This is a genomic window from Stenotrophomonas sp. 63632_Sma, from assembly GCF_056482875.1.
This window is the reverse complement of the sequence record NZ_CM151220.1, coordinates 1,205,306-1,228,334: the sequence shown is the minus strand read 5'-3', so window position 1 is coordinate 1,228,334 and position 23,029 is coordinate 1,205,306. Positions and strand designations below refer to the sequence as shown.

General features: G+C 66.2%; 22 protein-coding genes. 12 read left to right on the top strand and 10 right to left on the bottom strand.

Features of this window, described 5'->3' with window-relative positions:
• Nucleotides 1-18: 18 nt before the first annotated feature.
• The gene (gene purT / locus ACZK45_RS05640) at nt 19-1,206 is read right to left on the bottom strand and encodes a formate-dependent phosphoribosylglycinamide formyltransferase (RefSeq protein ID WP_478445570.1); all 1,188 of its coding nucleotides are present in this window, start codon (nt 1,204-1,206) and stop codon (nt 19-21) included.
• Between the two features lie 137 nt (nt 1,207-1,343).
• On the opposite strand from purT, the gene ACZK45_RS05635 reads away from it, so the two are divergent.
• Genes ACZK45_RS05635 through ACZK45_RS05615 form a run of 5 tightly spaced genes read left to right on the top strand, consistent with a single transcriptional unit; the run spans nt 1,344 to nt 4,042 of the window.
• On the top strand, nt 1,344-2,225 hold the full coding sequence (locus ACZK45_RS05635) for an SPFH domain-containing protein (protein ID WP_032127597.1): 882 nt from the start codon (nt 1,344-1,346) through the stop codon (nt 2,223-2,225).
• Between the two features lie 45 nt (nt 2,226-2,270).
• Nucleotides 2,271-2,450 (top strand): type II toxin-antitoxin system antitoxin, encoded by a 180-nt coding sequence (locus ACZK45_RS05630; protein ID WP_065178114.1) that lies wholly within the window; start codon nt 2,271-2,273, stop codon nt 2,448-2,450.
• Nucleotides 2,447-2,626 (top strand): DUF4177 domain-containing protein, encoded by a 180-nt coding sequence (locus tag ACZK45_RS05625; protein ID WP_032127598.1) that lies wholly within the window; start codon nt 2,447-2,449, stop codon nt 2,624-2,626. The genes ACZK45_RS05630 and ACZK45_RS05625 overlap by 4 nt, the downstream gene beginning before the upstream one ends.
• A 3-nt stretch (nt 2,627-2,629) precedes the next feature.
• A complete protein-coding gene (locus ACZK45_RS05620) occupies nt 2,630-3,223 on the top strand; it encodes a PH domain-containing protein (RefSeq protein ID WP_180838699.1) in 594 nt (197 codons plus the stop codon).
• Between the two features lie 9 nt (nt 3,224-3,232).
• A complete protein-coding gene (locus tag ACZK45_RS05615) occupies nt 3,233-4,042 on the top strand; it encodes a M15 family metallopeptidase (protein WP_180838698.1) in 810 nt (269 codons plus the stop codon).
• A gap of 394 nt (nt 4,043-4,436) precedes the next feature.
• Here ACZK45_RS05615 and ACZK45_RS05610 read toward each other — a convergent pair whose 3' ends face one another.
• The 4 genes from ACZK45_RS05610 to ACZK45_RS05595 form a co-directional block, all read right to left on the bottom strand.
• A complete protein-coding gene (locus tag ACZK45_RS05610; RefSeq protein ID WP_478445569.1) occupies nt 4,437-4,808 on the bottom strand; it encodes a DUF423 domain-containing protein in 372 nt (123 codons plus the stop codon).
• Nucleotides 4,809-4,911: 103 nt separating this feature from the next.
• Complete coding sequence (locus ACZK45_RS05605) at nt 4,912-5,985, bottom strand: polyketide cyclase (protein WP_032127602.1); 1,074 nt, start codon at nt 5,983-5,985, stop codon at nt 4,912-4,914.
• A gap of 234 nt (nt 5,986-6,219) precedes the next feature.
• The gene (locus tag ACZK45_RS05600) at nt 6,220-6,861 is read right to left on the bottom strand and encodes a response regulator (RefSeq protein ID WP_478445568.1); all 642 of its coding nucleotides are present in this window, start codon (nt 6,859-6,861) and stop codon (nt 6,220-6,222) included.
• The gene (locus ACZK45_RS05595) at nt 6,861-8,063 is read right to left on the bottom strand and encodes a sensor histidine kinase (protein WP_049461775.1); all 1,203 of its coding nucleotides are present in this window, start codon (nt 8,061-8,063) and stop codon (nt 6,861-6,863) included. The genes ACZK45_RS05600 and ACZK45_RS05595 overlap by 1 nt, the downstream gene beginning before the upstream one ends.
• 153 nt (nt 8,064-8,216) lie before the next feature.
• Between ACZK45_RS05595 and ACZK45_RS05590 the strand changes: the two genes are divergently transcribed.
• The 5 genes from ACZK45_RS05590 to ACZK45_RS05570 are packed head-to-tail and all read left to right on the top strand — an operon-like array spanning nt 8,217 to nt 11,241.
• Complete coding sequence (locus tag ACZK45_RS05590) at nt 8,217-8,813, top strand: GNAT family N-acetyltransferase (protein WP_180838697.1); 597 nt, start codon at nt 8,217-8,219, stop codon at nt 8,811-8,813.
• Nucleotides 8,759-9,607 carry a septum site-determining protein MinC gene (gene minC, locus ACZK45_RS05585; protein ID WP_050509775.1) on the top strand — a complete coding sequence of 283 codons (849 nt, stop codon included), beginning with the start codon at nt 8,759-8,761 and terminating at the stop codon, nt 9,605-9,607. Before ACZK45_RS05590 ends, minC begins: the two co-directional genes overlap by 55 nt.
• A 35-nt stretch (nt 9,608-9,642) precedes the next feature.
• Nucleotides 9,643-10,452 carry a septum site-determining protein MinD gene (gene minD, locus ACZK45_RS05580; protein ID WP_010483375.1) on the top strand — a complete coding sequence of 270 codons (810 nt, stop codon included), beginning with the start codon at nt 9,643-9,645 and terminating at the stop codon, nt 10,450-10,452.
• A gap of 2 nt (nt 10,453-10,454) precedes the next feature.
• Nucleotides 10,455-10,715: a cell division topological specificity factor MinE gene (gene minE / locus ACZK45_RS05575; RefSeq protein WP_004148073.1), complete on the top strand. Its 261-nt coding sequence runs from the start codon at nt 10,455-10,457 to the stop codon at nt 10,713-10,715.
• A 46-nt stretch (nt 10,716-10,761) separates the two neighbouring features.
• Nucleotides 10,762-11,241: a hypothetical protein gene (locus ACZK45_RS05570; RefSeq protein ID WP_125893775.1), complete on the top strand. Its 480-nt coding sequence runs from the start codon at nt 10,762-10,764 to the stop codon at nt 11,239-11,241.
• Between the two features lie 87 nt (nt 11,242-11,328).
• On the opposite strand, the gene ACZK45_RS05565 is transcribed toward ACZK45_RS05570, so the two are convergent.
• The 3 genes from ACZK45_RS05565 to ACZK45_RS05555 form a co-directional block, all read right to left on the bottom strand.
• A complete protein-coding gene (locus ACZK45_RS05565; protein WP_478445567.1) occupies nt 11,329-12,573 on the bottom strand; it encodes a DUF819 family protein in 1,245 nt (414 codons plus the stop codon).
• Between the two features lie 141 nt (nt 12,574-12,714).
• Nucleotides 12,715-14,793: a prolyl oligopeptidase family serine peptidase gene (locus ACZK45_RS05560; protein ID WP_180838695.1), complete on the bottom strand. Its 2,079-nt coding sequence runs from the start codon at nt 14,791-14,793 to the stop codon at nt 12,715-12,717.
• 214 nt (nt 14,794-15,007) lie between these two features.
• A complete protein-coding gene (locus ACZK45_RS05555; RefSeq protein WP_125893769.1) occupies nt 15,008-16,972 on the bottom strand; it encodes an OPT family oligopeptide transporter in 1,965 nt (654 codons plus the stop codon).
• Nucleotides 16,973-17,172: 200 nt separating this feature from the next.
• Between ACZK45_RS05555 and ACZK45_RS05550 the strand changes: the two genes are divergently transcribed.
• Nucleotides 17,173-18,321 carry an acetyltransferase domain-containing protein gene (locus ACZK45_RS05550; protein WP_125893767.1) on the top strand — a complete coding sequence of 383 codons (1,149 nt, stop codon included), beginning with the start codon at nt 17,173-17,175 and terminating at the stop codon, nt 18,319-18,321.
• Between the two features lie 79 nt (nt 18,322-18,400).
• Nucleotides 18,401-20,155 carry a peptide MFS transporter gene (locus ACZK45_RS05545; protein WP_478445566.1) on the top strand — a complete coding sequence of 585 codons (1,755 nt, stop codon included), beginning with the start codon at nt 18,401-18,403 and terminating at the stop codon, nt 20,153-20,155.
• A gap of 58 nt (nt 20,156-20,213) precedes the next feature.
• Here the strand turns inward: ACZK45_RS05545 and ACZK45_RS05540 are convergent, their stop codons facing one another.
• Nucleotides 20,214-22,196 carry an alpha/beta hydrolase family protein gene (locus tag ACZK45_RS05540; RefSeq protein ID WP_253145491.1) on the bottom strand — a complete coding sequence of 661 codons (1,983 nt, stop codon included), beginning with the start codon at nt 22,194-22,196 and terminating at the stop codon, nt 20,214-20,216.
• Nucleotides 22,197-22,363: 167 nt separating this feature from the next.
• On the bottom strand, nt 22,364-22,999 hold the full coding sequence (locus ACZK45_RS05535; RefSeq protein WP_005408523.1) for a LysE/ArgO family amino acid transporter: 636 nt from the start codon (nt 22,997-22,999) through the stop codon (nt 22,364-22,366).
• Nucleotides 23,000-23,029: the final 30 nt, after the last annotated feature.

Here is a 23,029-nt window from a genome sequence, read left to right as displayed (position 1 = left end):
TTGGTCGTCGCTCCTTTTTCAGGGGCGCAGTTCGACGCCGATGGCGTCGGCGGCATCACGCGCGATGGCGCGTGCTTCGTCGATGGTTTCCGCGCGCGCCAGGGTCACGCCCACGCGGCGATGGCCGTGCACGCTCGGCTTGCCGAACAGGCGCACGGCGGTGTCCGGCACCTGCAGGGCGGCGGCGACGTTGTTGAAATACGGCACGCCCTCGCCATGCGCCAGCAGCGCGCACGAGGCCGACGGGTCGCTCTGGCGGATCACCGGGATCGGCAGGCCAAGGATGGCGCGCGCGTGCAGCGCGAACTCGCTCAGTTCCTGCGAAACAAGCGTCACCAGGCCGGTATCGTGCGGGCGCGGCGACACTTCGCTGAACCACACCTCGTCGCCCTTCACGAACAGCTCGACACCGAACAGGCCCCAGCCACCGAGGTCATCGGTGATCGCGCGCGAAATCTCTTCGGCACGCGCCAGTGCCGCGCTCGACATCGGCTGCGGCTGCCAGCTTTCGCGGTAATCACCGTCCTTCTGCAGATGGCCGATCGGCGCGCAGAACGAGGTGCCGCCGGCATGGCGCACGGTCAGCAGGGTGATCTCGTAGTCGAAATCGATGAAACCCTCGACGATGCAGCGGCCGGCACCGGCGCGGCCACCGGTCTGCGCATAGTCCCAGGCGGGTGCGATGTCCGCCTCGCTGCGCAGGGTGCTTTGGCCCTTGCCCGAGGACGACATCACCGGCTTGACCACGCACGGCAACCCAATGGCAGCCACGGCAGCACGGTATTCGGCCTCGCTATCAACGAAGCGGTACGGCGAGGTCGGCAGGCCCAGGGTCTCGGCGGCCAGGCGGCGGATGCCCTCGCGGTCCATGGTCAGGCGGGCGGCGCGCGCGGTCGGGATCACCCGCAGGCCCTGCTCCTGCTCCAGCTGGACCAGGGTCTCGGTATGGATGGCCTCGATCTCCGGCACCACCAGGTGCGGCTGCTCCTGGGCGATCAGCGCGCGCAGGGCCATCGCATCCAGCATGTCGATCACATGCGAGCGGTGCGCGACCTGCATGGCCGGGGCATCGGCATAGCGGTCGGCGGCGATCACTTCCACACCCAGCCGCTGCAGCTCGATGGCCACCTCCTTGCCGAGTTCGCCCGAGCCCAGCAGCAGCACGCGGGTGGCGGAGGGGGACAACGGAGTTCCAAGCTTGGCCATGGCGGTTCCAGCAGCGATGTGAAGGCGGGTGGGCATTCTAGCTGGCCGGGCACCCCGGCCATGGCATCCGACGAACGGTAGTCGACAAGTGATATCACTTTGATATCTTAATTCCGAACCCTCAAGGACGTACCGCCATGAAAGAGAAGTCGCTGTCTTCGCTCAACGGCCTCGGCACGCTGGCCGGCGCCCTGCTTGTCGCCCTCGCCGGCGGCGCCCTGTTCGTACTGGGGGTAGCAGCCAAGGCCAGCACCGGTTCCCCCAACCTGCTGCTGATGCTGGCCGGCATCCTGGTGGCGGCGCTGGCGATCTTCGCCCTGGCCGGCCTGTACACCGTCCAGCCCAACCAGGCGGCGGTGCTGAGCCTGTTCGGCAAATACGTGGGCACCGTGAAGGACAACGGCCTGCGCTGGAACAACCCCTTCTACGCCAAGCGCCGGGTCAGCCAGCGCGTGCGCAACTTCGAGAGCGGCAAGCTGAAGGTCAACGAGCTGGACGGCAGCCCGATCGAGATCGCCGCGGTCATCGTCTGGCAGGTGGTCGATGCCTCCGAGGCGGTCTACAACGTGGACGACTACGAGAGCTTCGTGCACATCCAGTCCGAATCGGCGCTGCGCGCGATGGCCACCAGCTACCCCTACGACCAGCATGAGGATGGCCAGCTGGCCCTGCGCAGTCATGCCAGCGAGATTTCCCAGCACCTGAAGAACGAACTGGCCGAGCGCCTGGCCGACGCCGGCGTGCAGGTGATCGATGCGCGCATCAGCCACCTCGCCTACGCCGCTGAAATCGCCCAGGCGATGCTGCAGCGGCAGCAGGCCAACGCGGTGATCGCCGCACGCACGCGCATCGTTGCCGGTGCGGTCGGCATGGTCGAGATGGCCCTGGCCGAACTGCAGAAGAACGGCGTGGTGCAGCTGGACGAGGAACGCAAGGCGCACATGGTCAGCAACCTGCTGACCGTGCTGTGCTCGGACCGCGGCACCCAGCCGATCGTCAATGCAGGCTCGCTGTACTGAGCCACCCTCGCAACGGGGCGCCCCACCGCCCCGCCAGGAGCCCCCATGAGTGAGAAGAAAGCCTATCCGCTGCGCATCAATGCCGAGGTCCTGGCCGCGGCGCAGCGCTGGGCTGATGACGAACTGCGCAGCCTCAACGCTCAGATCGAATACGTGCTGCGCGACGCGCTGCGCAAGGCAGGACGCCTGCCCAAACCCACGCCATCGTCGGAGGACAAGGAATGAGCAAGCGCTGGAGCTACCAGACCATCGAGGTCAAGACCTCCATGATGGGCGTACTCAAGGCCGAGGATGTCCAGGCCGAGCTGAGCCGGCAGGGCCAGCTGGGCTGGGAGCTGGTCAACATCATCATCCCGGCGCCGATGCGCCCGGCGATGCTGGTGTTCAAGAAGGAGGCCTGAACCATGGGCGGCAGTGACCCGAAATCCTTTGACGTGGCCGAGAGTTCGCCGCTGCGCGTGCTGTGGATCGTGCTGCCGCTGCTGGCTGCCTTCGTGGCCTGCCTGTATGCGCAGCTGTACAAGGCACCGGCGAACGCACCCTGGATCGAAGTTACGCTGTCGCCGCCCTGGTTCCGGATGGGCGGCAGTGCGGCATGGAGCCTGATCGTCATCGCTGTACTCGCTGTCGGGCTGGGGGCCGCATTCTTCCGCCGCCGGGTGGAGCTGGCCGGCAACGTGCTGGACGTGCGCTCGACGATGTACCGGCGGCGCGTGCCGGTGGCGCAGCTGCGGCTGGACCAGGCCGAGGTGGTCGACCTGCAGCGTGACCGCCGCTATGGCATCCGTGTCAAAACCAATGGCTATTCAATGCCGGGCTTCTACTCGGGCCACTTCCGCCTGCAGGGTGGCGGCAAGGGCTTCGCGCTGGTCACCGACCGTGCGCGTGTCCTCGCCCTGCCGGTCAGTGATGGCAGCACGCTGCTGCTCAGCGTGGACCGGCCGCAGGCGCTGCTCGATGCGCTGCGCAAGGTGGCCGCGTCGGCACCACGGCAGTAAGCTGAGGCGATGCAACGACGCCCGCCCCTGCTGATCAATTCCGAGGCCATCGAGCTGTGGCCCGCCCACCTGTTGCGCGCACGCAGCAACCTGGATGCACGCCTGCTGTCGCAGGCGCAGTGGGTGCTGCGGCGCAAGCGTGATGGCCGCTATCTGGCGGCGGTACTGCCGCACGGCGTGCATTCGATGGTGCCGCGCCTGCCGCGCGAGCCCGGGGTCGAGGATGCACTGGCGCTGCTGGACACCGCGGCTGCACGGCCCTTCGGCGCCGGACTGGAAGATCAGTGGCTGCCGCTGGCCGGGTTACAGCAGCGCCTGCAGCAGCTTGGCCTGGACCCGCAGCGCTACGCCGACGACAGCGGCCTGCCGCTGGAACCCGAACCCTGCCTGCTGCATTTTGCCGGCCGCGATCGCTTCGCCCGCCCGCTATGGCTGCGCCGTGGCGCCGCGCAGGGCTGGCGACGGATGCGACTGCATGCGGCACAGGATGGCATTGCGCTGGACGCCATCTCCGGCTTCCGCAGCCATGCCTACCAGTTGGGCATCTTCGAACGGAAGCTGGCGCGCGGCCTGAGCGTGGCGGAGATCCTGAAGGTGAATGCCGCACCGGGTTTCAGTGAACACCACAGCGGCCATGCGCTGGACATCGGTACACCGGGCGACGCCCCGGCTGAAGAATCGTTCGAAGCCACCGACGCGTTTGCGTGGCTGCAGGCGAATGCCGGTGGGCATGGCTTCCAGCTGAGCTACCCGCGCGACAACCCGCATGGGATCGTCTACGAACCTTGGCACTGGTGCTGGAGACCGGCCAACGGCTGAGCCCCTCGTGGCGGCTGCACGGCGAACTTCATGGAGCTGTCCGGGCGGATTCCGCGCGCGCCCACCACGAGATGGAACAAGAAGGCAAAGACAGAAGCCGGTCGCTTCGCTCGAAGCCTCTACAACGGATCAGCGCGCGGCTGTTGGGTCCGCCTTCAAGCGAGCCGAGCACCGCAGGTCCGGCGAGGGCGAAGAGGTGCGGGTGTCTGAGCGCAGCGAGTTCCCGCACCGTCCCTCGACGGGCCGAGGAGCACAGGGGACCGGTGCGCAGCACCGGCTCGCGGCCGGCGGCGCGTTTCTTTTGGTTACTTTTCTTTTCGCGCGAAAAGAAAAGTAACGCCCATGGACCATCACGATCGCATCGGCATGGATCGGAGCGACAGCCCTGCGACCGTCACCGCCTCAACGCATTGATCGCCAGCAGCACCCATCCAGCCATCATGCTGGTGCCACCGATCGGTGCCATCCGTGTCGGCCACTGCCACAACGCACCGCCCACCAGGCTGCCGGAAAACAGCAGCACGCCCAGCAGCAGCACGTACAACGCCAGGTGCGCGATCGCGCCCTGCGTGCGCGGCCCGAGCGCCACCAGTACCGCGCCATGCGCGAACGCATAGAGCGCCGCCATGTTCAGATGCTGCTGCGCCAGCGGGTCGGCCACACCGTGCGAGGCATAGGCCGACAGGCCGATAGAGGCGGCGGCCAGCAGCGCCCCCAGGCAGGCCAGCAGTGATGGCTTACGTGCGCGACGTTCGAGATTGAACATGTGGGCTCCTTGCGCAGCGCCCTTGCCGGGCGCCAGATGAAAAAAAACGCGCCGCAATGAGCGGCGCGTTTTCGTGTCCAACACTACATGGGTCAGCCGAGGCTTACTTGACGGCCCAGTAGATGTCGTAGGTCGCTTCCGGGGTGAACGACTTGTCCAGACCGTCCTTCCAGGTTTCGTACGGGCGATCGACCACTTCCGAACCGTTGGTCACAGCCCAGGCACGCAGGCCGTTGCGGGCCACGTCCAGACCCGCCATGTGGCCGGTGTAGGCGGCATGCGCCGAACGGTGCGGGGCCACGTGCACGTACTTGACCGGAGCGCCGCCGTCGATCTTGACGGTCAGCTCTTCAGCGGTGGCACCTTCAGCACCCTTCTTCTTCACCGGCTGGGCGATGTCGAAGGCGTACTTCTCCTGACCGAAATCGGTGGTGATGATGCGGAACGGACCGGCGGCTTCAAGGCCGTTGGCCTCCATCACGCGCTTGATCCACTCCTGGTTGTCCTTGATGGACTTGGTGATCGTGTCCTGACCGCGGTCCACGTTACCGGCGTTGACGACCAGCAGGTCTTCAGCCGGCACATTGACGATGGCCAGATCGGTCAGCGGGGCTTCCGGGGTGCGGTAGTCCACGTTCGGAACGCTGGCCAGCATGTTGGCCATACGCGACAGACCCATCTTGATGTCGTCGCCGATCTGGCGGCTGACATACAGGCCTGCATAACGACCGAACAGGTCGAAGCCGTACTTCACCGAGTAGTCCTGGGTGATCTTGACGTTGCGGCCACCCTTGCCGGTCGGCTCCAGCGTGAAGGTGGTGATCTTGTCGTGACCCTTGGTGGCGTCATCGATGGCGATCGCAACACGCTTGTTCTCTTCGGCTTCGGTGATCTTCCAGGAACCGGTGCCCAGGTCCTTGGAGGTGAAGTCGAGGGTGGCACCGACGCCGGAGGCCGGGCCGGACAGCTTCAGTTCAACGGCGGGATCGCGCAGTACCAGCGGGTTCCAGTCCTTGAAGCGGCGCAGGCTGCTGACCGTGTCGTACACGATCGTCATCTTGCGGTTGGTCTCGATGCTTTCGGTGATGTGACGCTCGCCCGGCAGACATACGCCAATGATGACGAACAGGCCAGCCACGATCCCCAAGGCGATCAGGAACTCGATAATACGGGTCATTCAGAGAGTCTCCGGGGCCGATCCCACGGCCGGGTTGATTGAAGCGAAGCGCCAATCCTAGCAGGCTTCGCGGGCATTGTTTATCGGGATTGGCGCACCGGTTTCCCTGCCGGCTGCGTATTTGTATGGACAAAGAATTCGAAGGGTACCGCATACCGATACCCGTGAAGTAGGGGGCAACCCCACCCGAGGGCCATGACTGGAACTCAAGTCATTGTCCTGAAAAGGTTTTCCTCAGACCAGCTGGAGTTCGAACGCCTTCAGTACGGCGCGCGTACGGTCGCGCACGCCCAGCTTGGACAGGATGTTGGACACGTGGTTCTTGATGGTGCCTTCGGCCACACCCAGCGAGTTGGCGATCTCCTTGTTGGAGAAGCCACTGGCCATCAGGCGCAGGATCTCGGTCTCGCGGTCGGTCAACGGGTCCGGGCGGTCCAGGCTGACGAACTCGTTGCGCATGTGCTCCAGGCCGGACAGCAGGCGCTGGGTCACGGCCGGCTGCACCAGCGAACCGCCGTCGGCCACGGTGCGGATGGCACCGACCAGCTGCGCCAGGGTCACGTCCTTGAGCAGGTAGCCCTTGGCTCCGGCCTTGAGCCCGGCCAGCACCAGCTGGTCGTCATCGAAGGTGGTGAGGATGATGGTCGGTGGCAGCTGCTCCTGGCGCGACAGCACCTGCAGCGCCTCCAGCCCGGACATCACCGGCATGCGCATGTCCATCAGCATCACGTCGGGGCGCACCTGCGGTATCAGTTCGACCGCCTGCCGGCCATCGCCGGCCTCGGCCACCACCTCGATACCGTCGTCGAGCGCCAGCAGGGAGCGGATTCCCTGCCGCACCAGGGTTTGGTCGTCGACCAGGCAGACGCGAATCATCAACGCACTCCTTCAGGAACCTTGGTAAGGGCGGCCACCAGCACCGTTGCCGGCACCGTCGCCCGCAGCCGGAAGCCTTCACCGGGACGGGTTTCGACCTGCAGCTGGCCACCACATTGTTGCAGGCGCTCGCGCATGCCGCGCAAACCATTGCCCACATTGACCATATCCGCGCCGACGCCGTCGTCGCGGGCCTCCACCACCACCCGGTCGGGGGCTTCACGGTACACCTTGATCCACAGGTGGCGGGCGCCGGCATGGCGCACCGCGTTGGTGATGATCTCCTGGGTACAGCGCAGCAGCACGTGGGCCCGCTGCGGGTCCTCCACGTTCAGCGGATCCTCGATCTCCAGCTGGATGTCCAGCGAGGGCACGTTCTCGGTCAGCGGGCGCAGCGCCGCCGCCAGATCGATGGCGCCGGTCTCGCGCAGCTGGCTGACCACCTCACGCACGTTGCCCAGCAGCAGCTTGGCCAAGGCATGCGAGCGCTTCACATGGTCCAGCGCCTGGCCCTCGGCCAGGTGACCGGCCACTTCGAGGTTCAGGGTCAGTGCGGTCAGCTGATGCCCCAGAAGATCGTGCAGCTCACGCGAAATGCGGGTTCGCTCGTTGACGCGAGCGCTTTCGGCCAGCAGGGCACGAGTGGCACGCAGCTCCGAATTGAGCCTGCGCTGCTCGTCGCGGGCCTGGGTCTGCTGTCTCGCGACAAGGCTGGTCACGAAGATGAACATGGAAAAGCCGCCATACAGCAGCGATTGCATCACGGCTTCGAACAGCGGGAAGTTCAGCAGTATGTAATAGACCGGGGCCACCGCCAGCTGGCTGACCAGCAGCCACAGCACGCACAGGCGCGCCGACAGCATCCACGGAATGACGCCGGCAGCCACCATCATCAGGATGCTGCCCAGGCCCGAACCACTGAGGAAACTGACGCCCAGCGCCGAAACCGTCAGCAGCAGCAGCAGGCCGCGGTCCAGCCAGGTGGTGTGACTGTCGCTGTCACTGCGCAGGAGGCGGGTCAGCCAGTAGTACGCGGCGCCGAAGGACAGGTAGGCGACGAACAACAGGATCGCCCAGCTGCCCATATCGCTGCGGCTGTGCAGGTTCTCGAATTGCGAGTACGCCAGTGGCAGGCCGACCATGACCCAGGTAAACAGGCCGGCCAGACGGAGGACGCGGGTATGGCTGAGGACTCCCAACATGCCAGCACTCTACGGGCCCGGCCCGCGTCGCGCACTCCCACGGAAGTCATGCATCCGAGGTCCCCTGTTCATGCCGCAGCCCACCCCGGGCATGCAATAATCGTGCGCAGGGTCCAATTTGACGGACCAACCGCGTTACCCCACGGAGTCACAATGTCGATTGTCATCCGCGACGTGCGCGAGCACGAGCTCGATTCCGTCCTGGCTTTGAACAACAACGCTGGCCTGGCCATCCTTCCCCTGGATGCGGCCCGCCTGCGCCTGTTCTACGAAACCGCTGAGTATTTCCGCGTCGCCGAGCGCGACGGCAACCTGGCCGGCTTCCTGATCGGCTTCGGCAGCGACAGCCAGCACGACAGCAGCAACTTCGCCTGGTTCAAGCAGCAGCTGGACACCCCGTTCTTCTATATCGACCGCATCGTGGTCGCCAGCCGCCGTCGTGGCGGTGGCGTCGGCCGTGCGTTCTATGCCGACGCGCAGAGCTTTGCCGAGCTGCGCTTCCCGCAGATGACCTGCGAAGTCTTCCTCGACCATGGCGCCGATGCCGCCCTGCTCTTCCACGGCAGCTTCGGCTTCCGCGAGCTGGGCCAGAACACCATGCCGCAGGTCGACGTGCGCGCCAGCATGCTGGCCAAGGAACTGTGCAGCTACCCGTGGGTCCAGGAGACCTACGGCGGCAAGCTGCCGGATGTGGCATGGACACGTGCCCGGCATCTGCCGGCGCAGGCACAGCGGCCGACGGGGACCTGAGCGTGGCGGTGAATTTCGATTACGAACAGGCCGGTGAACTGAAGATCGGCCAGGTGGGCATCGCCAACCTGCGCATCCGTACCCTTGATGTCGAACGCCTCGTGCAGGAAATGCGCGAACGCGTCACCCGTGCGCCGAAACTGTTCGGCCGCGCCGCGGTGATCCTCGACTTCGGCGGCCTGAGCCAGGTGCCGGACGTGGCCACCGCGCAGGCGCTGGTCGATGGCCTGCGCAGTGCCGGCGTGCTGCCGGTGGCGCTGGCCTATGGCACCAGCGCGGTCGACCTGCTCTCGCAGCAGCTCGGGCTGCCACTGCTGGCCAAGTTCCGCGCCCAGTACGAGCGTGCCGAGGCCGAGCCGGCCCCGCCGCCGCCGCCCGCGCCGGAACCGCGTCGCGCAGCCCGTGCCGAACCGAAGCCGGCACCGGCCACGCCGGTGGCCAAGGTTGCCGACGCCGCCGCACCGCAGCCGGGCCGCATGCAGCTGGGCAACGTGCGTTCGGGCCAGCAGCTGTACGCAGAAAACTGCGACCTGACCGTGATGGCCACCGTCGGCGCCGGCGCCGAGGTCATCGCCGATGGCAGCATCCACATCTACGGCACCCTGCGCGGCCGCGCGCTGGCGGGGGCACAGGGCAACACCGCGGCACGCATCTTCTGCCGTGATTTCCATGCGGAACTGGTCGCCATTGCAGGCCACTACAAGGTACTGGACGATGTCCCGGACTCCCTGCGCGGCAAGGCCGTGCAGGTGTGGCTGGAACAGGACCAGATCAAGATCGCTGCGCTGGACTGACGCAGCACCCAAACAGAATCATCAGGAGAAGTCCTTTGGCTGAAATCATCGTAGTCACCTCCGGCAAGGGCGGCGTCGGCAAGACCACTTCCAGCGCGAGCCTGGCCTGCGGCCTGGCACGGCGCGGCAAGAAGGTGGCGGTGATCGACTTCGACGTCGGCCTGCGCAACCTCGACCTGATCATGGGCTGCGAACGCCGCGTGGTGTACGACTTCGTCAACGTCGTGCACGGCGAAGCGACCCTCAAGCAGGCCCTGATCAAGGACAAGCGCTTCGAGAACCTGTACGTGCTGGCCGCCTCGCAGACCCGCGACAAGGACGCACTGACCCAGGAAGGCGTGGGCAAGGTCCTGAAGGACCTGGCCGCCGACGGCTTCGACTACATCATCTGCGACTCCCCGGCCGGCATCGAGAAGGGCGCCTTCCTGGCGATGTACTTCGCCGACCGTGCGGTGGTGGTGGTGAACCCGGAAGTGTCGTCGGTGCGCGACTCGGACCGCATCATCGGCCTGCTCGACTCGAAGACCCACAAGGCCGAGTCCGGCCAGGACGTGCCGGCCTTCCTGCTGCTGACCCGCTACACCCCGCTGCGCGTGGAAAGCGGCGAGATGCTCAGCATCGCCGACGTCGAGGAAGTGCTCGGCCTGAAGGCGATTGGCGTGATCCCCGAGTCGGGTGACGTGCTCAACGCCTCCAACAAGGGCGAGCCGGTCATCCTGGATGTCGAGTCCGCAGCCGGCCAGGCCTACGACGACGCCGTCGCGCGCATCCTTGGCGAAGAACGCCCGATGCGCTTCACCAACGTCGAGAAGAAGGGCTTCTTCAGCAAGCTGTTCGGAGGGTAAGCATGGGCCTGTTTGATTTCCTCAAAGCGAAGAAGACCACCGCCGAAACCGCCAAGAACCGCCTGCAGATCATCATCGCGCAGGAGCGCAGCAACCGCGGCGGCCCCGATTACCTGCCGCTGCTGCAGCGCGAGCTGCTGGAAGTGATCAAGAAGTACGTGAACATCGACGTCGATGCAGTGAAGGTCGACCTGGTGAAGGATGGCCAGCACGATGTGCTGGACATCTCCGTGGCGCTGCCTGAAGGCCCGGACAAACCCTGATGCTCTGCCCCGCCCGTGCCTGCACGGGCGGGGCTGCCTGACCCGCATGACCGATACGACAACCGCCGTGGACATCACCTGCGTGGGCGACATCGCCTTCGCTGATGCGCAGTGCCTGCTCGCCGCGCATGGCCTGCAGCTGCACCACGTCGCGGCCGGTGAACCGATTCCCGGCAGCTACTGGGGCGAGCCCGAGGCCGGCATCATCGCCAGCAACGTGTACGTGCGCGATGACACGCCCGTGCACTCGATGCTGCACGAAGCCTGCCATCTGATCGTGCTACCGCCGGAGCGGCGTGCGCAGGTGCATACCGACGCCACCGACTCGGTGGCCGAGGAAGATGCCACCTGCTACCTGCAGATCGTGCTGGCCGGGCAGCTGCCTGGCGTTGGCTGTGCGCGGTTGATGGCCGACATGGATGCCTGGGGGTATACGTATCGGCTGGGGTCGACACAGGCGTGGTTTGAGCAGGATGCCGAAGACGCGAAGGCGTGGTTGATCGAACGCGGATTGCCGGTGGCGTAACGCATCGGTAATGCCGGCCGTTGGCCGGCAACCTCATGAACCCGTGCAGCATTACCTGGTTGCCGGCCAGCGGCCGGCACTACCCCATCAGCCCTGCCCTGCCAGCGCGCGCAGGGTAATGCCGACGATGTAGGCCAGGTAGGTGCCGGTGGCGTAGCCCATCGTGCCCAGCAACACGCCCACCGGCGCCAGGGCCGGATGGAAGGCTGCAGCCACCACCGGCGCCGAAGCCGGGCCACCGATGTTCGACTGCGAACCGATCGCGAAATAGAAGAACGGCACCTTCAGCAGCTTGCTCAGGCACCACAGCAGCGCGATGTGCACGGCAATCCAGATCAGGCCGAGCAGGAACAGCCACGGGCGGTCCAGCAGCGCCAGCAGATCCATCTGCATGCCGATGCAGGCAATCAGGAAGTACAGCAGCAGCGAACCCAGCCGCGAGGCGCCCGCACCTTCCAGCGTGCGGGCACGGGTGAAGCTCAGGCTCAGGCCCAGCGTGGTCGACAGCACCACCACCCACACGAACGGCGCATCCAGGCTGAACTGCGGGGCCCAGCTGACATTGGCCTTGAACCATGCTGCCAGCGGCGCACCGATCGCGTGTGACAGACCCACGCCGCCGAAGGCCACTGCCACGATCAGCATCAGGTCGGTGAGGCTGGGAACGCGCTCATGCTCGGCCTGGAAGCGCGCGATGCGCTCCTTCAGCTCATCGATGGCCGACGTGTCGGCACCGCTGCGCGCGTCGATCTTCGCTGCGCGCCCGGCCAGGAAGATCAGCGCGGCCATCCACACGTAACCGACACCGACATCGACCACCGCGAACTGGCCGAACGTGGTGGCGTTGACGTCGAACACTTCGCGCATCGCCAGCATGTTGGCCCCGCCGCCGATCCAGCTGCCGGCCAGTGCGGCCATGCCGGCCCAGGTGTCACCGGCCACCGTTTCCGGATGCAGCGCGCGCATCACCAGGAAAGCCACCACCGCACCCAGCATGATGCTGGCGGACGCACCCAGGTACATCAGCACCAGCTTCGGGCCGAGCCGCAGGATGCCTTTGATGTCCACCGCCAGGGTCAGCAGGATCAGCGCTGCCGGCAGCAGGATGTCGCGTGCGATCGGGTTGTAGAGCTTGGTGTTCTGGCCGTCGATCAGGCCGACGGTGTTGTAGATGCCGGGAATCAGGTAGCACAGCAACAGTGCCGGCACGAAGGTGTAGAAGCGTTTCCACAGGCCCTGTTCGCGCGAGGCGGTCCAGAACACGGCGCCCAGGGTGGCGGCGATCAAACCGAAGACGACGATGTCGTTCTGGATCAGGGCGGTCGAGGGCATGCAGGCGCTCTGGGTAGAGCCGGCCGCTGGCCGGCTGCTGTTGGCGGCAGATCAGGAAGGTGTGCCGACCAACGGTCGGCACCCACCGGTACAGCAGATGGCGAAACAAAAGCGCCGCCCCGAAGGGCGGCGCTGCAGTCATCAGTTGCCGATGTGCTGCTTCAGCCAGGCATTGACGGTGTCATGCCACAGGATGCTGTTGTTCGGCTTCAGCACCCAGTGGTTTTCATCCGGGAAGTACAGGAACTTCGATTCGATGCCCTGGCGCTGGGCAGCAGTGAACGCGGCCAGGCCCTGCTCGACCGGAATACGGAAGTCCTGCTGGCCGTGGATGACCAGGATCGGCTTCTTCCAGTCCGCCACGTGGTTGACCGGGTTGAACTTCTCGTAGTTCGCCGCCTTCTGGTACGGCGTACCGCCCTGCTCCCACTCGGTGAACCACAGTTCTTCGGTGGCGTAGCCCATCATGCGCTGGTCGAACACGCCGTCATGGTTGACCAGGCACTTGAACGGGCCGTTCCAGTTGCCGGCGATCCAGTTGACCATGAAGCCGCCGTAGCTGGCGCCCAGCGCACAGGCCTTGTCACCGTTGAGGAAGGAATACTTCTTCAGCGCCGCATCCCATCCCTTCTGCAGGTCTTCCAGCGGGCGGTCGCCCCAGTGCTGGCTGATCGCATCGGTGAAGGCCTGGCCATAGCCGGTGGAGCCGTGGAAGTCGATCATCACCACGGCGTAGCCCTGGCCCGCATAGGTCTGCGGATTCCAGCGGTAGCTCCAGCCATTGCCGAAGCTGCCCTGCGGGCCGCCGTGGATCAGGAACGCGACCGGGTACGACTTGCCTTCCTGGTAGTTGTGCGGCTTGACCACATAGCCGTGCACGGTGTCGTTGTTCCAGCCCTTGAACTCGAACTGTTCGTAGTCACCGAAGCTGACGTCCTTGAGCACGTCGCCAGCGGCCGGGGTCAGCGCGCGCAGCTCGCCGATGGCTTCGCCGGCGGCCGGCAGCAGGCCGACCAGCACCTGGTCGTTGCTCTTCAGGCTGTTGCGGGTGATCGCCACGCTGGTGCCGGCCACGTCCACCGAGGTCACGCTGCCGTCGCCGATCAGCTTGGTGGCCTTGCCGCTGGCCACGTCGATCTGGAACAGCGGGTGCTCGCCGAGGTCATCGGCGGTGGTGTAGATGCTGGCGCCGTCGGCGGACAGGGTGATGCCGCCAGCCGAGCGATCCCATTGCGGCGCGATCTCACGGCTCTTGCCGCTGGCCAGGTCCATCGCCATCAGGCCGAAACGGTCGGCCTCGAAGCCCGGGCGCTTCATCGCACGGTAGAACAGGGTCTTGCCGTCGGCACTGAACACCGGACCGGCATCCCAGGCCGGATTGGAGGCGGTCAGGTTGACCGGCGCCTGCTTGCCCGCAGCGTCGAAGCGGTACAGATCGAAGTTGGTCGACCACGGCTCCTGCTTGCCGGCCACGCGGATGCTGGCCACCACGCTGGCGCCATCCGGCGACCACGCGAAATCGTCATTGCCACCGAACGGCTTGGACGGTGCATCGCCGTCGATGGTCGCGCTCAGCGCCGAGGCGCCCTTGACCGCGCCGGCCTTGGCTGCCGGCAGCGGTGCCACGAACAGGGTGTTGCGGCGGCCGTCGTTCCAGGCATCCCAGTGGCGCACGAACAGCGAATCCCACACTTGGCCGCTGGCCTTGGCGTCCTTCTTTTCCTTCAGCTTCTTCTCGGTGCAGGCCAGATCCGAGGCACAGGCCTGGAACACGCCGGCACTGAACAGCACGCGGTCGTCCTGCGGTGACACGTGGTAGCTGTCAACGTCCACCGGGAAGTCGGTCAGCTGGCGCGGGGTGCCGCCGTTGATCGGCTGCGCGTACAGCTGCTGGCTGCCGTTCTTGGCACTGAGGAAATACACGGTCTGGCCATCGGCCGACAGCGACGCGGAATTGACGCTCCAGCCGGCCGGGGTGATCTGCTTCGGCGGGGCCGCGTCACGCGTGCGCAGGTTGCGCGCGAACAGCGCGGTGGAGGCCTTCAGGTTGGCGTCCACGCTGCGCTTGGCGAACACCACAGTGCCACCGTCCGTGGTCAGTACCGGCGCGGAGACGCGGTCCATGGCCACCATGTCGCGGACTTCCAGGCCACGGGCAGCGGCAACGCTGGGCAGGGCAGCCAGCAGGCTCAGTGGCAGCAGGGCATGACGCAGTTTCATCGGGGTCTCCGCAGGACGGCAAAAAACCGATGGTAGGCCCGTGCGGCCGGGGCTGCCAAGGCCATCGGTCATGGCTGCGCGCGGGGTTGGCCCCGCCGCCAGAAAAAGCAAACCGCGCCGTAGCGCGGTTTGCGGTAGTGCCGGCCGCTGGCCGGCAACCAGGGGTATCACGGGATTCCGGGATTGCCGGCCAGCGGCCGGCACTACCCATCCCTTACGCCTTGGTGTACTTGCCGGTGCGGTAGATCAGCCAGCCCACCAGGAACAGCACGGCCAGGCCGATCCACTGCGCGCCCGGCAGGTGGAACGGCACGGCCAGCACGTCGGCGCGGCTGCTGACCACGATCGGAATCGCGATAGCGATGCCCATCAGTGCCTCACCGGTGATCAGGCCCGCAGCGAACAGCACACCCGGCTTGTGCACGCGGTCGCGGCCTTCTTCGTCATCGGCACGCACCTTGTGGAAGCGCTCGACCAGGTGGGCGATCAGGCCGCCGAGGAAGATCGGCACCATCAGCTCCAGCGGCAGGTAGATGCCGATGGCGGCGGCCAGCACCGGCACGCGGAAGCGTGCGTTGCGCGACTTCAGCCAGCTGTCGAAGGCAATGATGGCGGCACCGACCACGGCACCGATGCCGATGAAGGTCCACGGCAGTTCGCCACCGAACAGGCCCTTGGCCACCGAGGCCATCAGGTTGGCCTGCGGCGCAGCCAGCGCGTTCGGGTGCAGCTCGGACTTCACGCCGATGCCGTAGGCGGTGGCCAGCAGGTTCAGCACCGGGGCCATGATCAGCGCACACGAGAAGGCACCGATGCCCAGCATCAGCTGCTGCTTCCACGGGGTGGCGCCGACGATGTAGCCGGCCTTGAGGTCCTGCAGGTTGTCACCGCCAACCGCTGCGGCGCAGCACACCACCGCGCCGATCATGATCGCCGCCACCGCGCCCAGCGGCGCACCGCCGGCACCGACCGGCTTGAGGCCATCGGCGCCCAGCAGCACCACCAGCACGGCCGAGGCGAACAGGATGGTGGAGATGGTGATGCCCGACACCGGGTTGTTGGACGAACCGATCAAGCCGGCCAGGTAGGCCGACACCGACACGAACAGGAAGCCGGCAACGATCATGATGATGGTCATCGGGATCGACACGTGCCACTGGCCGACGATGGCCTGGTACAGGGCCAGCAGCGGCAGCACGAAGACCACCAGGGCCACCAGCATCCACTTCATCGGCAGGTCGCGCTCGGTGTGCGCCAGCACCGGGCCACCGCTCTTGCGGGCAGCGGCAAAGCCGCTCTTGACGCCGTTGAGCAGCGACTTGCGCAGCGAGATCAGGGTCCAGATGCCGCCAATCAGCATCGCGCCCACACCCAGGTAGCGCATCTTCGCGCCCCAGATGGCGAACGCCGCCTCGGTGGAGGATGCGGTAGCCACCGAGGCGGCCAGGCCCGGATCGGTGTTCATGAAGAACGCCTGGTAGATCGGAATGGCGATGTGCCAGGTCAGGATCGAACCGGACACCACCACGATGCCGACGTTGAGGCCGACGATGTAGCCCACGCCCAGCAGTGCCGGCGACAGGTTGGTACCGATGAAGGCGGTGACCTTGGAGCTGCCGACGTAGGCCGAGGTGGCCCAGGCGTCCGGGATCAGGCGCATGCCGCTTTCCGCGGCCAGCTTGACGAAGGCACCGATCACCGCCGACAGGCCGAGGATCTTCAGGCCCGGGCCCGGATTCTCACCGGCCTTGAGCACTTCCGCCGCAGCCTTGCCTTCCGGGAACGGAAGCGGGTCTTCGACGATCATCGAACGGCGCAGCGGCACCGAGAACAACACGCCCAGCAGGCCGCCGAGGCCGGCGATGCCCAGCACCCACCAGTACTTGAAGTCCGGCCAGTAGCCCATGATCACCAGCGCCGGGATGGTGAAGATCACACCGGCGGCGATCGACGAACCGGCCGAAGCACCGGTCTGCACGATGTTGTTTTCAAGGATGGAGCCACCGCCCAGCAGGCGCAGCACGCCCATGGAAATCACCGCGGCGGGAATGGCGGTGGCGATGGTCAGGCCTGCGAACAGACCGAGGTAGGCGTTTGCGGCCGACAGCACCACCGCCAGCACGATGGCCAGGGCCACTGCGCGGAAGGTGAGCTGCTTTGGCGCAGCGTCGTGGTTCATGGAAGCCCCTGCTGGCAAAAAATCCCTGCCACGCTAGCGTTCAGGGCAGATCAAGTCCAGCGTGCCAAAGGATGGGGGCGTGTGCTGCAGCGCAATGGGCCAGTACGTGGACCGGCAATCGACCGACCCGGCAAAGTCCGGCTGGGCGCACAGCAAATGATATGTTATATCTTAATACTACCTTGCTGTTACTGCATCGCATGCCCCCTTCCCCCTCCTCTCGCCTGGCCTCCATCGACCAGCTGCGCGGCACCGTGATGCTGTTGATGTTGCTCGACCACGTGCGCGAGACCTTATTCCTGCAGCATCAGGTAAGCGACCCGATGGACGCGGCGACGGTCTCCCCCGCGCTGTTCGCCTGCCGTCTGCTGGCCCACCTGTGCGCACCCGTGTTCGTCCTGTTGACCGGCCTGTCGGCCTGGCTGTACGGCCAGCGCCAGGCGGATCCGCGCCGGGCCACGGCCGCATTCCTGCTCAAGCGCGGGCTGTTCCTGGTCGTGCTGGAACTGACCCTGGTGAATTTCGCCTGGACCTTCCAGCTGCCGCCGGAAACCCTGTACCTGCAGGTGATCTGGGCCATCGGGCTGAGCATGATCGCGCTGGCCGGGCTGCTGTGGCTGCCACGCCCGGCCCTGCTGGTGCTGGCAATCGCGGTGGTGGCCGGGCACAACCTGTTCGACGGCTTACGGGTGCAAGGCAATGGCCTGCTGGCGGTGCTGTGGAAAGTGCTGCACCAGCGCGACTGGATCGAGGCCGGCGCGCTGCGCCTGCGCACCTCCTATCCGGTGCTGCCGTGGATCGGGGTGATCGCTCTGGGTTATCTGTTGGGACCGTGGTTCGCCCGCGAGCGCGACCCGACGCAGCGCCAGCACTGGCTGCTGTGGGCAGGCGTCGGTGCGCTGGCCATGTTCGCGCTGCTGCGGTTCGCCAACCAATATGGAGATGCACCGTGGCAGTACCAGACCAGCGCGCTGCGCACCTGGATGAGCGTGCTCAACATCACCAAGTACCCGCCGTCGCTGCAGTTCCTGCTGTTGACTCTGGGCGTAGGGCTGTTGCTGCTGCGCCTGTACGAATGGCCGCCACTGGCGCGTGCGCTGCGCCCGCTGGCCGATATCGGCGCCGCGCCGATGTTCTTCTACCTGCTGCACCTGTATGTGCTGAAGGCACTGTACCTGGGCGCGCTGGCGGCCTGGGGGCCGACCCATGGCGAGTTGTATGCCCTGGACTCGGTCAGCGGCCTGCTGCTGGTGGCCTGCGCGCTGGCGGTGGTGCTGTACCCGCCGACCCGGGCATTCGCGCGGTTCAAGGCGCGAAGGCGTGACCTGGCGTGGTTGCGGTACCTGTGATCGCCCAGGCCAGTCCGGCAATCCACGCATGGCGTGGATCTACTGAAAGCGGATCGGGCCACAGGCCTATAATTCCGCGATGAATTCCACCGCTATCGCTTCCGACGACTTCCTGGGCCACCCCAAAGGCGTCTACGTCTGCTTCTTCACCGAAATGTGGGAGCGCTTCTCCTTCTACGGCATGAAGGCGCTGTTGCTGCTGTACCTCACCAAGTACCACCTGTTCGGCGACAAAGCCGGCCTGGACCTGCTCGGCGCCTACGGTGGCCTGGTGTACTGCATCCCTGTATTCGGCGGCATGCTGGCCGACCGCTGGCTGGGCATGCGCCGGGCCGTGCTGTTCGGCGGCATCCTGCTGGTACTCGGCCACCTCGGCATGGCCTTCGAAGGCCACGCTGCGTACCGGGTGAACGGCGACGTGGTGCGCGACACCTCGGCACTGGCGGTGACCTACCTGTCGCTGGCGCTGATCATCATGGGCGTCGGTTTCCTGAAACCGAACATCTCCACCATTGTCGGCAAGCTGTACGCCAAGGACGATCCGCGCCGCGATTCGGGTTTCTCGCTGTTCTACGCCGGCATCAACCTGGGCGCGCTGTTCTCATCGCTGGTGTGCGGCTTCCTCGGCGAGGCCTACGGCTGGAAGTACGGTTTCGGTGCGGCCGGCATCGGCATGCTGGCCGGCCTGGCCATGTTCCTGTGGGGCCAGAAGTACCTGCAGGGCCACGCCGAGCCGCCGCAACCGGCGGCGTTGAAGCAGAAGGTGCTGGGCCTGCCGCGCGAATGGCTCATCTATCTGTGCGCGGTGCTCGGTGTGTTGCCGGTGGCGTGGCTGATGTGGGCGGCCGGCAACGGCGCGTTCGCGCTGGGCGGTGAAATCAGCCTGGCACTGATGTTGATGGTGGTGGTGCTGGGCGGCGTGCTGGTCTGGTTCGCCTGGTTCACCGGCAGCAAGTGCACGCCGGTACAGCGCCAGCAGATGATCGCGCTGATGGTGCTGATCTTCATGGCGCTGGTGTTCTTCACCATGTACGAGCAGTCCTACGGCTCGTGGGTGACCTTCACCGACCGGCTGCTGACCAAGGACATCGTGCCCTCGCTGGTGATCACCGGCGGTACCCCGCTGCCCTGGTCGATCATCTCGCTGCTGCTGGCGCCGCTGGGCTTCGTGGTCAGCGCGCGGCTGTCCGAGCGCCGTCCGGGCTCATCTGCGCCGCGAACGTTCTTCGCCGCCATCGTCGTGCTGATGCTGGTGCTGCTGGTGCGCGACTGCCTGGTGATTCCGCAGACCGCCGGCTCGCTGACCTACCTCGGCGGCCTGTTCCTGGTGCTGCTGGCGCCGGCCTTCGCCGCACTGTGGACGTGGATGGACCGCCGCGGCTGGGAACCGGGCAAGCCGGTCAAATCGGCCTGGGGTCTGGTGATCGGCGCGCTGTCGTTCGTGCCGCTGGCATTGGCCGCACAGCAGGTCGGCGCCACCGGCGAGATGGCCAGCGTGTGGTGGCTGGTGCTGGCCTACTTCCTGCTGGCCAGCGGTGAGATGTGCCTGTCGCCGGTCGGCCTGTCGGCGGTGACCCAGCTGGCCGTGCCGCGGGTGATGAGCCTGATGATGGGCACCTGGTTCCTGGCAACCGCGTTCTCGGAAACGCTGGCCGCGCTGTTCGGCAAGCTGGCCGCGATCGAGGTACCGGAAGGCGAATCGCTGGACATGGTGGCCGCGGCCGGTGCCTATGCGCACCTGTTCTGGCTGCTGATGTGGATCGGCCTGGGCTGTGCGCTGGCCGCCTTCATCGCCGCGCCGCTGCTGAAGAAGATGATGCACGGGGTCAGGTAAGCCCGATGCAGGCGAACTCCGGGGGCGGCGGATCGATCATCCGCCGCCCCCGGCTTGTTCAGGGCGCGCTGCTCTTCTCCGCAGGTGCGGCCTGCCCGGCCACCTGGCCCCCCAGGCTGCGCGAGAGGAAGGCCAGCAACCTGCTGTAGTACGCACGTTGGTTGGCAGGGGAATAGAAACCATGCCCTTCATTCTTGACGTACAGGGTTTCCACCGGCGTGCCGGCCTTCTTCAACGCAGCTTCCATGCGTTCGCTGTGCACGATCGGCGCACGTTGATCCTGACCACCCGCGGCCAGGAATACCGGCACCCGCACCTGCGCGGCCAGATTCACCGGGGAACGCTCTGCAAGATCCTTGGGCGATCCCAGCCAGTTCCGCAGGTAGGCCAGGCCTGACTCGTCGCTCTGGATGTCTCCGCGGGCGTACATCAACGGCAGGTCGTAGATGCCGACGTAGCCGGCCGCGCACTGGTACAGGCCCGGTTCGCGCACCGCCCCCATCATCGCCGCATAGGCACCGTAACTGGCCCCATAGATGCAGATGCGGTTCTTGTCGGCCACGCCCTGTTCGATCGCCCAACGCGTGGCATCGGTGACGTCATCCTGCATCGACAGCCCCCATTGCTTTCGCGCGGCCTGCATGTGGGCCCGGCCATAGCCGGAAGAGCCGCGGAAATTCACCTGCAGTACCGCGTAACCTGCCGCCGCCAGCATCTGTGTCTCGGTGTCATAGGCGCCCTGGTCGGCAACACCGATCGGACCTCCGTGCGGCACCACCACCATCGGCAGCGCACGGGCCTCGCGGCCATGCGGGACGGTAAGGAAGCCATGCAGCGAACGCCCATCACGCGCCGTCAGGCTGATCGGACGCACCTCCGCCGCCAGCGCGGGGTCGATCCAGTCGCTGCGGCTGATCAGGTGCCGTGCACTCTTGCCAACCGTGTCATAGAGATAGAAATCGCCCGGATTGCTGCCTGACCAGGTTTCCACCAGCACCGTCTTGCCATCGCGCGTGCTGGAGGTGATGTAGACCGCTCCGCCAAGGCCGGCTTCGAGGCTGCGGTACAGGCGAGCGTCGTCCGAGGCGTCATCGAAGAATGCCGTTCGCGGCGCACTGCCAAGGAACAGGGCCCCGACCGGCACGCGGCTGCCGGGGCGCCGGATGATGCGCGCCGGGTCGGCACTCCCATCGCGCAGCACGGTGCGTCGTTCATTGCTCTGGGGGTCCCAGCTGACAATGGCATCAGGTCCATCTGCCTGCTCGACCTGCAGGTACGCCAGGCGACCATCGGCCGAGAAGCCGAGCGGCGCCTCGATGCGCTTGCTCAGGGATTCATCATTGAGCAGGACCCAGTCGCTGTTGCTGCCCGTGCGGTAGTAGAGCTTCTGCGTGCCATCGGTAACGACAGCGCGTGCGAAACGCACCTCGCCCTGCTCATCGGTCGTGAAGTCCGCATCGGGAATGGGAGCGCGCGCCACGGCGTTGCGGCGACCGGTGATCACGTCCATGCGCTCGACCTGCGCATGCGAACTGCCGACCAGCGGGATCACCGTCACCAGCGCGTTGCGGTCATCGTCCTTGAGCTCATCACTGAGGTAGGCGGCCACCAGGCCTGCCGGCTTGACCTTGATGTTGGTGCCCAGGCTCTGGTCGGCAACCCGGTACCCCACCAGCAGCTCGCCACCCTTGCCGTTGGCATTGATACCGAACAGTTCGCCGGTCGGCGTCGGCCGGTCCAGCACGCCGAACTTCTGTGCCATGCCCACCAGCAGCCGCTCGTTGCTGACCCAGTCGAAGGTGTGGGCGTGATCGTTGCGGGGCGGGCGGAAGCTGCCGACCATCTTCATGTCGGCAATGCGGTAGATCGCCAATGCGGTTCCCGCCTCCAGCGGAACCGTCGCGGCGATGTACTCGCCCCCTGGTGAAATCTTGATGTCGGTAAACGACTCCTGCCGCAGATAGCGATCCAGGTCCAGCGTTGCGGCCGATGCCCCACCCACAACCGCGCTCAACAGTACAGCCAGCACAATCCTGCGCATCCTTCCCCCATGGAAAACCGGACACCCTGTCCGGATGTACGATTCTAGGCACGTGACCGTTTGCCGCGCCACATCGGCAGAAAAAACGACGGCACCGTTGCCGGTGCCGTCGTTACCACTACCTTGGAGAGAGAGTCAGGACGTGGGTTCGGGGGGCGTGCGCCGGATCAGTGGACCCCGCGCACCGCCAACGTAAGGGCCAGGATGCTGAGGATCACGGCGATGGTGCCGTCGAGCACGCGCCAGGTACTGGGCTTGGTGAACAGCGGCGCCAGCAGGCGTGCGCCCAGGCCCTGCGCGGTCAGCCACAGGCAGCTGGCAGTCACCACACCGGCGGCGAAGGCCATGCGGGCGTTGCCGAAGTTCTCGGCGATCGAGCCGATCACCATCATGTCCAGCCAGAAGTGCGGGTTGATCAGCGAGAAGCCGACCGCGGCCATCAGCACCGCGCGGCGGCTGCCGTCGTCGCTGTCAGCCTCGCCCATGCCGCCGCCACCGGCAATCGCACGGCGTGCCGACTTCATGGCGTACCAGGCCAGGAACGCCACGCCCGTCCACAGCACGGCGGTGGTCAGCCACGGCAGCGCTGAAGTGAGCGTGCGCAGGCCAGCCACGCTGGCAAAGATGAAGATCGCATCGATGGCCGCACAGGTGGCAACCACCGGCACGATGTGCTTGCGCAGGATGCCCTGGCGCAGAATGAAGGCGCTCTGGGCCCCGACCACGGCGAACAGGCCGATGCCGGTAGCTGCACCAGAGAACCAGGCACCGAGGCCGGTGCTGGCGGAGATGACCGAGAACATGGGATTCACTGCCTTTACTTGCTTGGGGGG

Bases quoted from the DNA above. Each gene is read 5' to 3' on its own strand.
- purT (WP_478445570.1), bottom strand. From the start codon at position 1,206: ATGGCCAAGCTTGGAACTCCGTTGTCCCCCTCCGCCACCCGCGTGCTG.
- ACZK45_RS05635 (WP_032127597.1), top strand. From the start codon at position 1,344: ATGAAAGAGAAGTCGCTGTCTTCGCTCAACGGCCTCGGCACGCTGGCC.
- ACZK45_RS05630 (WP_065178114.1), top strand. From the start codon at position 2,271: ATGAGTGAGAAGAAAGCCTATCCGCTGCGCATCAATGCCGAGGTCCTG.
- ACZK45_RS05625 (WP_032127598.1), top strand. From the start codon at position 2,447: ATGAGCAAGCGCTGGAGCTACCAGACCATCGAGGTCAAGACCTCCATG.
- ACZK45_RS05620 (WP_180838699.1), top strand. From the start codon at position 2,630: ATGGGCGGCAGTGACCCGAAATCCTTTGACGTGGCCGAGAGTTCGCCG.
- ACZK45_RS05615 (WP_180838698.1), top strand. From the start codon at position 3,233: ATGCAACGACGCCCGCCCCTGCTGATCAATTCCGAGGCCATCGAGCTG.
- ACZK45_RS05610 (WP_478445569.1), bottom strand. From the start codon at position 4,808: ATGTTCAATCTCGAACGTCGCGCACGTAAGCCATCACTGCTGGCCTGC.
- ACZK45_RS05605 (WP_032127602.1), bottom strand. From the start codon at position 5,985: ATGACCCGTATTATCGAGTTCCTGATCGCCTTGGGGATCGTGGCTGGC.
- ACZK45_RS05600 (WP_478445568.1), bottom strand. From the start codon at position 6,861: ATGATTCGCGTCTGCCTGGTCGACGACCAAACCCTGGTGCGGCAGGGA.
- ACZK45_RS05595 (WP_049461775.1), bottom strand. From the start codon at position 8,063: ATGTTGGGAGTCCTCAGCCATACCCGCGTCCTCCGTCTGGCCGGCCTG.
- ACZK45_RS05590 (WP_180838697.1), top strand. From the start codon at position 8,217: ATGTCGATTGTCATCCGCGACGTGCGCGAGCACGAGCTCGATTCCGTC.
- minC (WP_050509775.1), top strand. From the start codon at position 8,759: ATGGACACGTGCCCGGCATCTGCCGGCGCAGGCACAGCGGCCGACGGG.
- minE (WP_004148073.1), top strand. From the start codon at position 10,455: ATGGGCCTGTTTGATTTCCTCAAAGCGAAGAAGACCACCGCCGAAACC.
- ACZK45_RS05570 (WP_125893775.1), top strand. From the start codon at position 10,762: ATGACCGATACGACAACCGCCGTGGACATCACCTGCGTGGGCGACATC.
- ACZK45_RS05565 (WP_478445567.1), bottom strand. From the start codon at position 12,573: ATGCCCTCGACCGCCCTGATCCAGAACGACATCGTCGTCTTCGGTTTG.
- ACZK45_RS05560 (WP_180838695.1), bottom strand. From the start codon at position 14,793: ATGAAACTGCGTCATGCCCTGCTGCCACTGAGCCTGCTGGCTGCCCTG.
- ACZK45_RS05555 (WP_125893769.1), bottom strand. From the start codon at position 16,972: ATGAACCACGACGCTGCGCCAAAGCAGCTCACCTTCCGCGCAGTGGCC.
- ACZK45_RS05550 (WP_125893767.1), top strand. From the start codon at position 17,173: ATGCCCCCTTCCCCCTCCTCTCGCCTGGCCTCCATCGACCAGCTGCGC.
- ACZK45_RS05545 (WP_478445566.1), top strand. From the start codon at position 18,401: ATGAATTCCACCGCTATCGCTTCCGACGACTTCCTGGGCCACCCCAAA.
- ACZK45_RS05540 (WP_253145491.1), bottom strand. From the start codon at position 22,196: ATGCGCAGGATTGTGCTGGCTGTACTGTTGAGCGCGGTTGTGGGTGGG.
- ACZK45_RS05535 (WP_005408523.1), bottom strand. From the start codon at position 22,999: ATGTTCTCGGTCATCTCCGCCAGCACCGGCCTCGGTGCCTGGTTCTCT.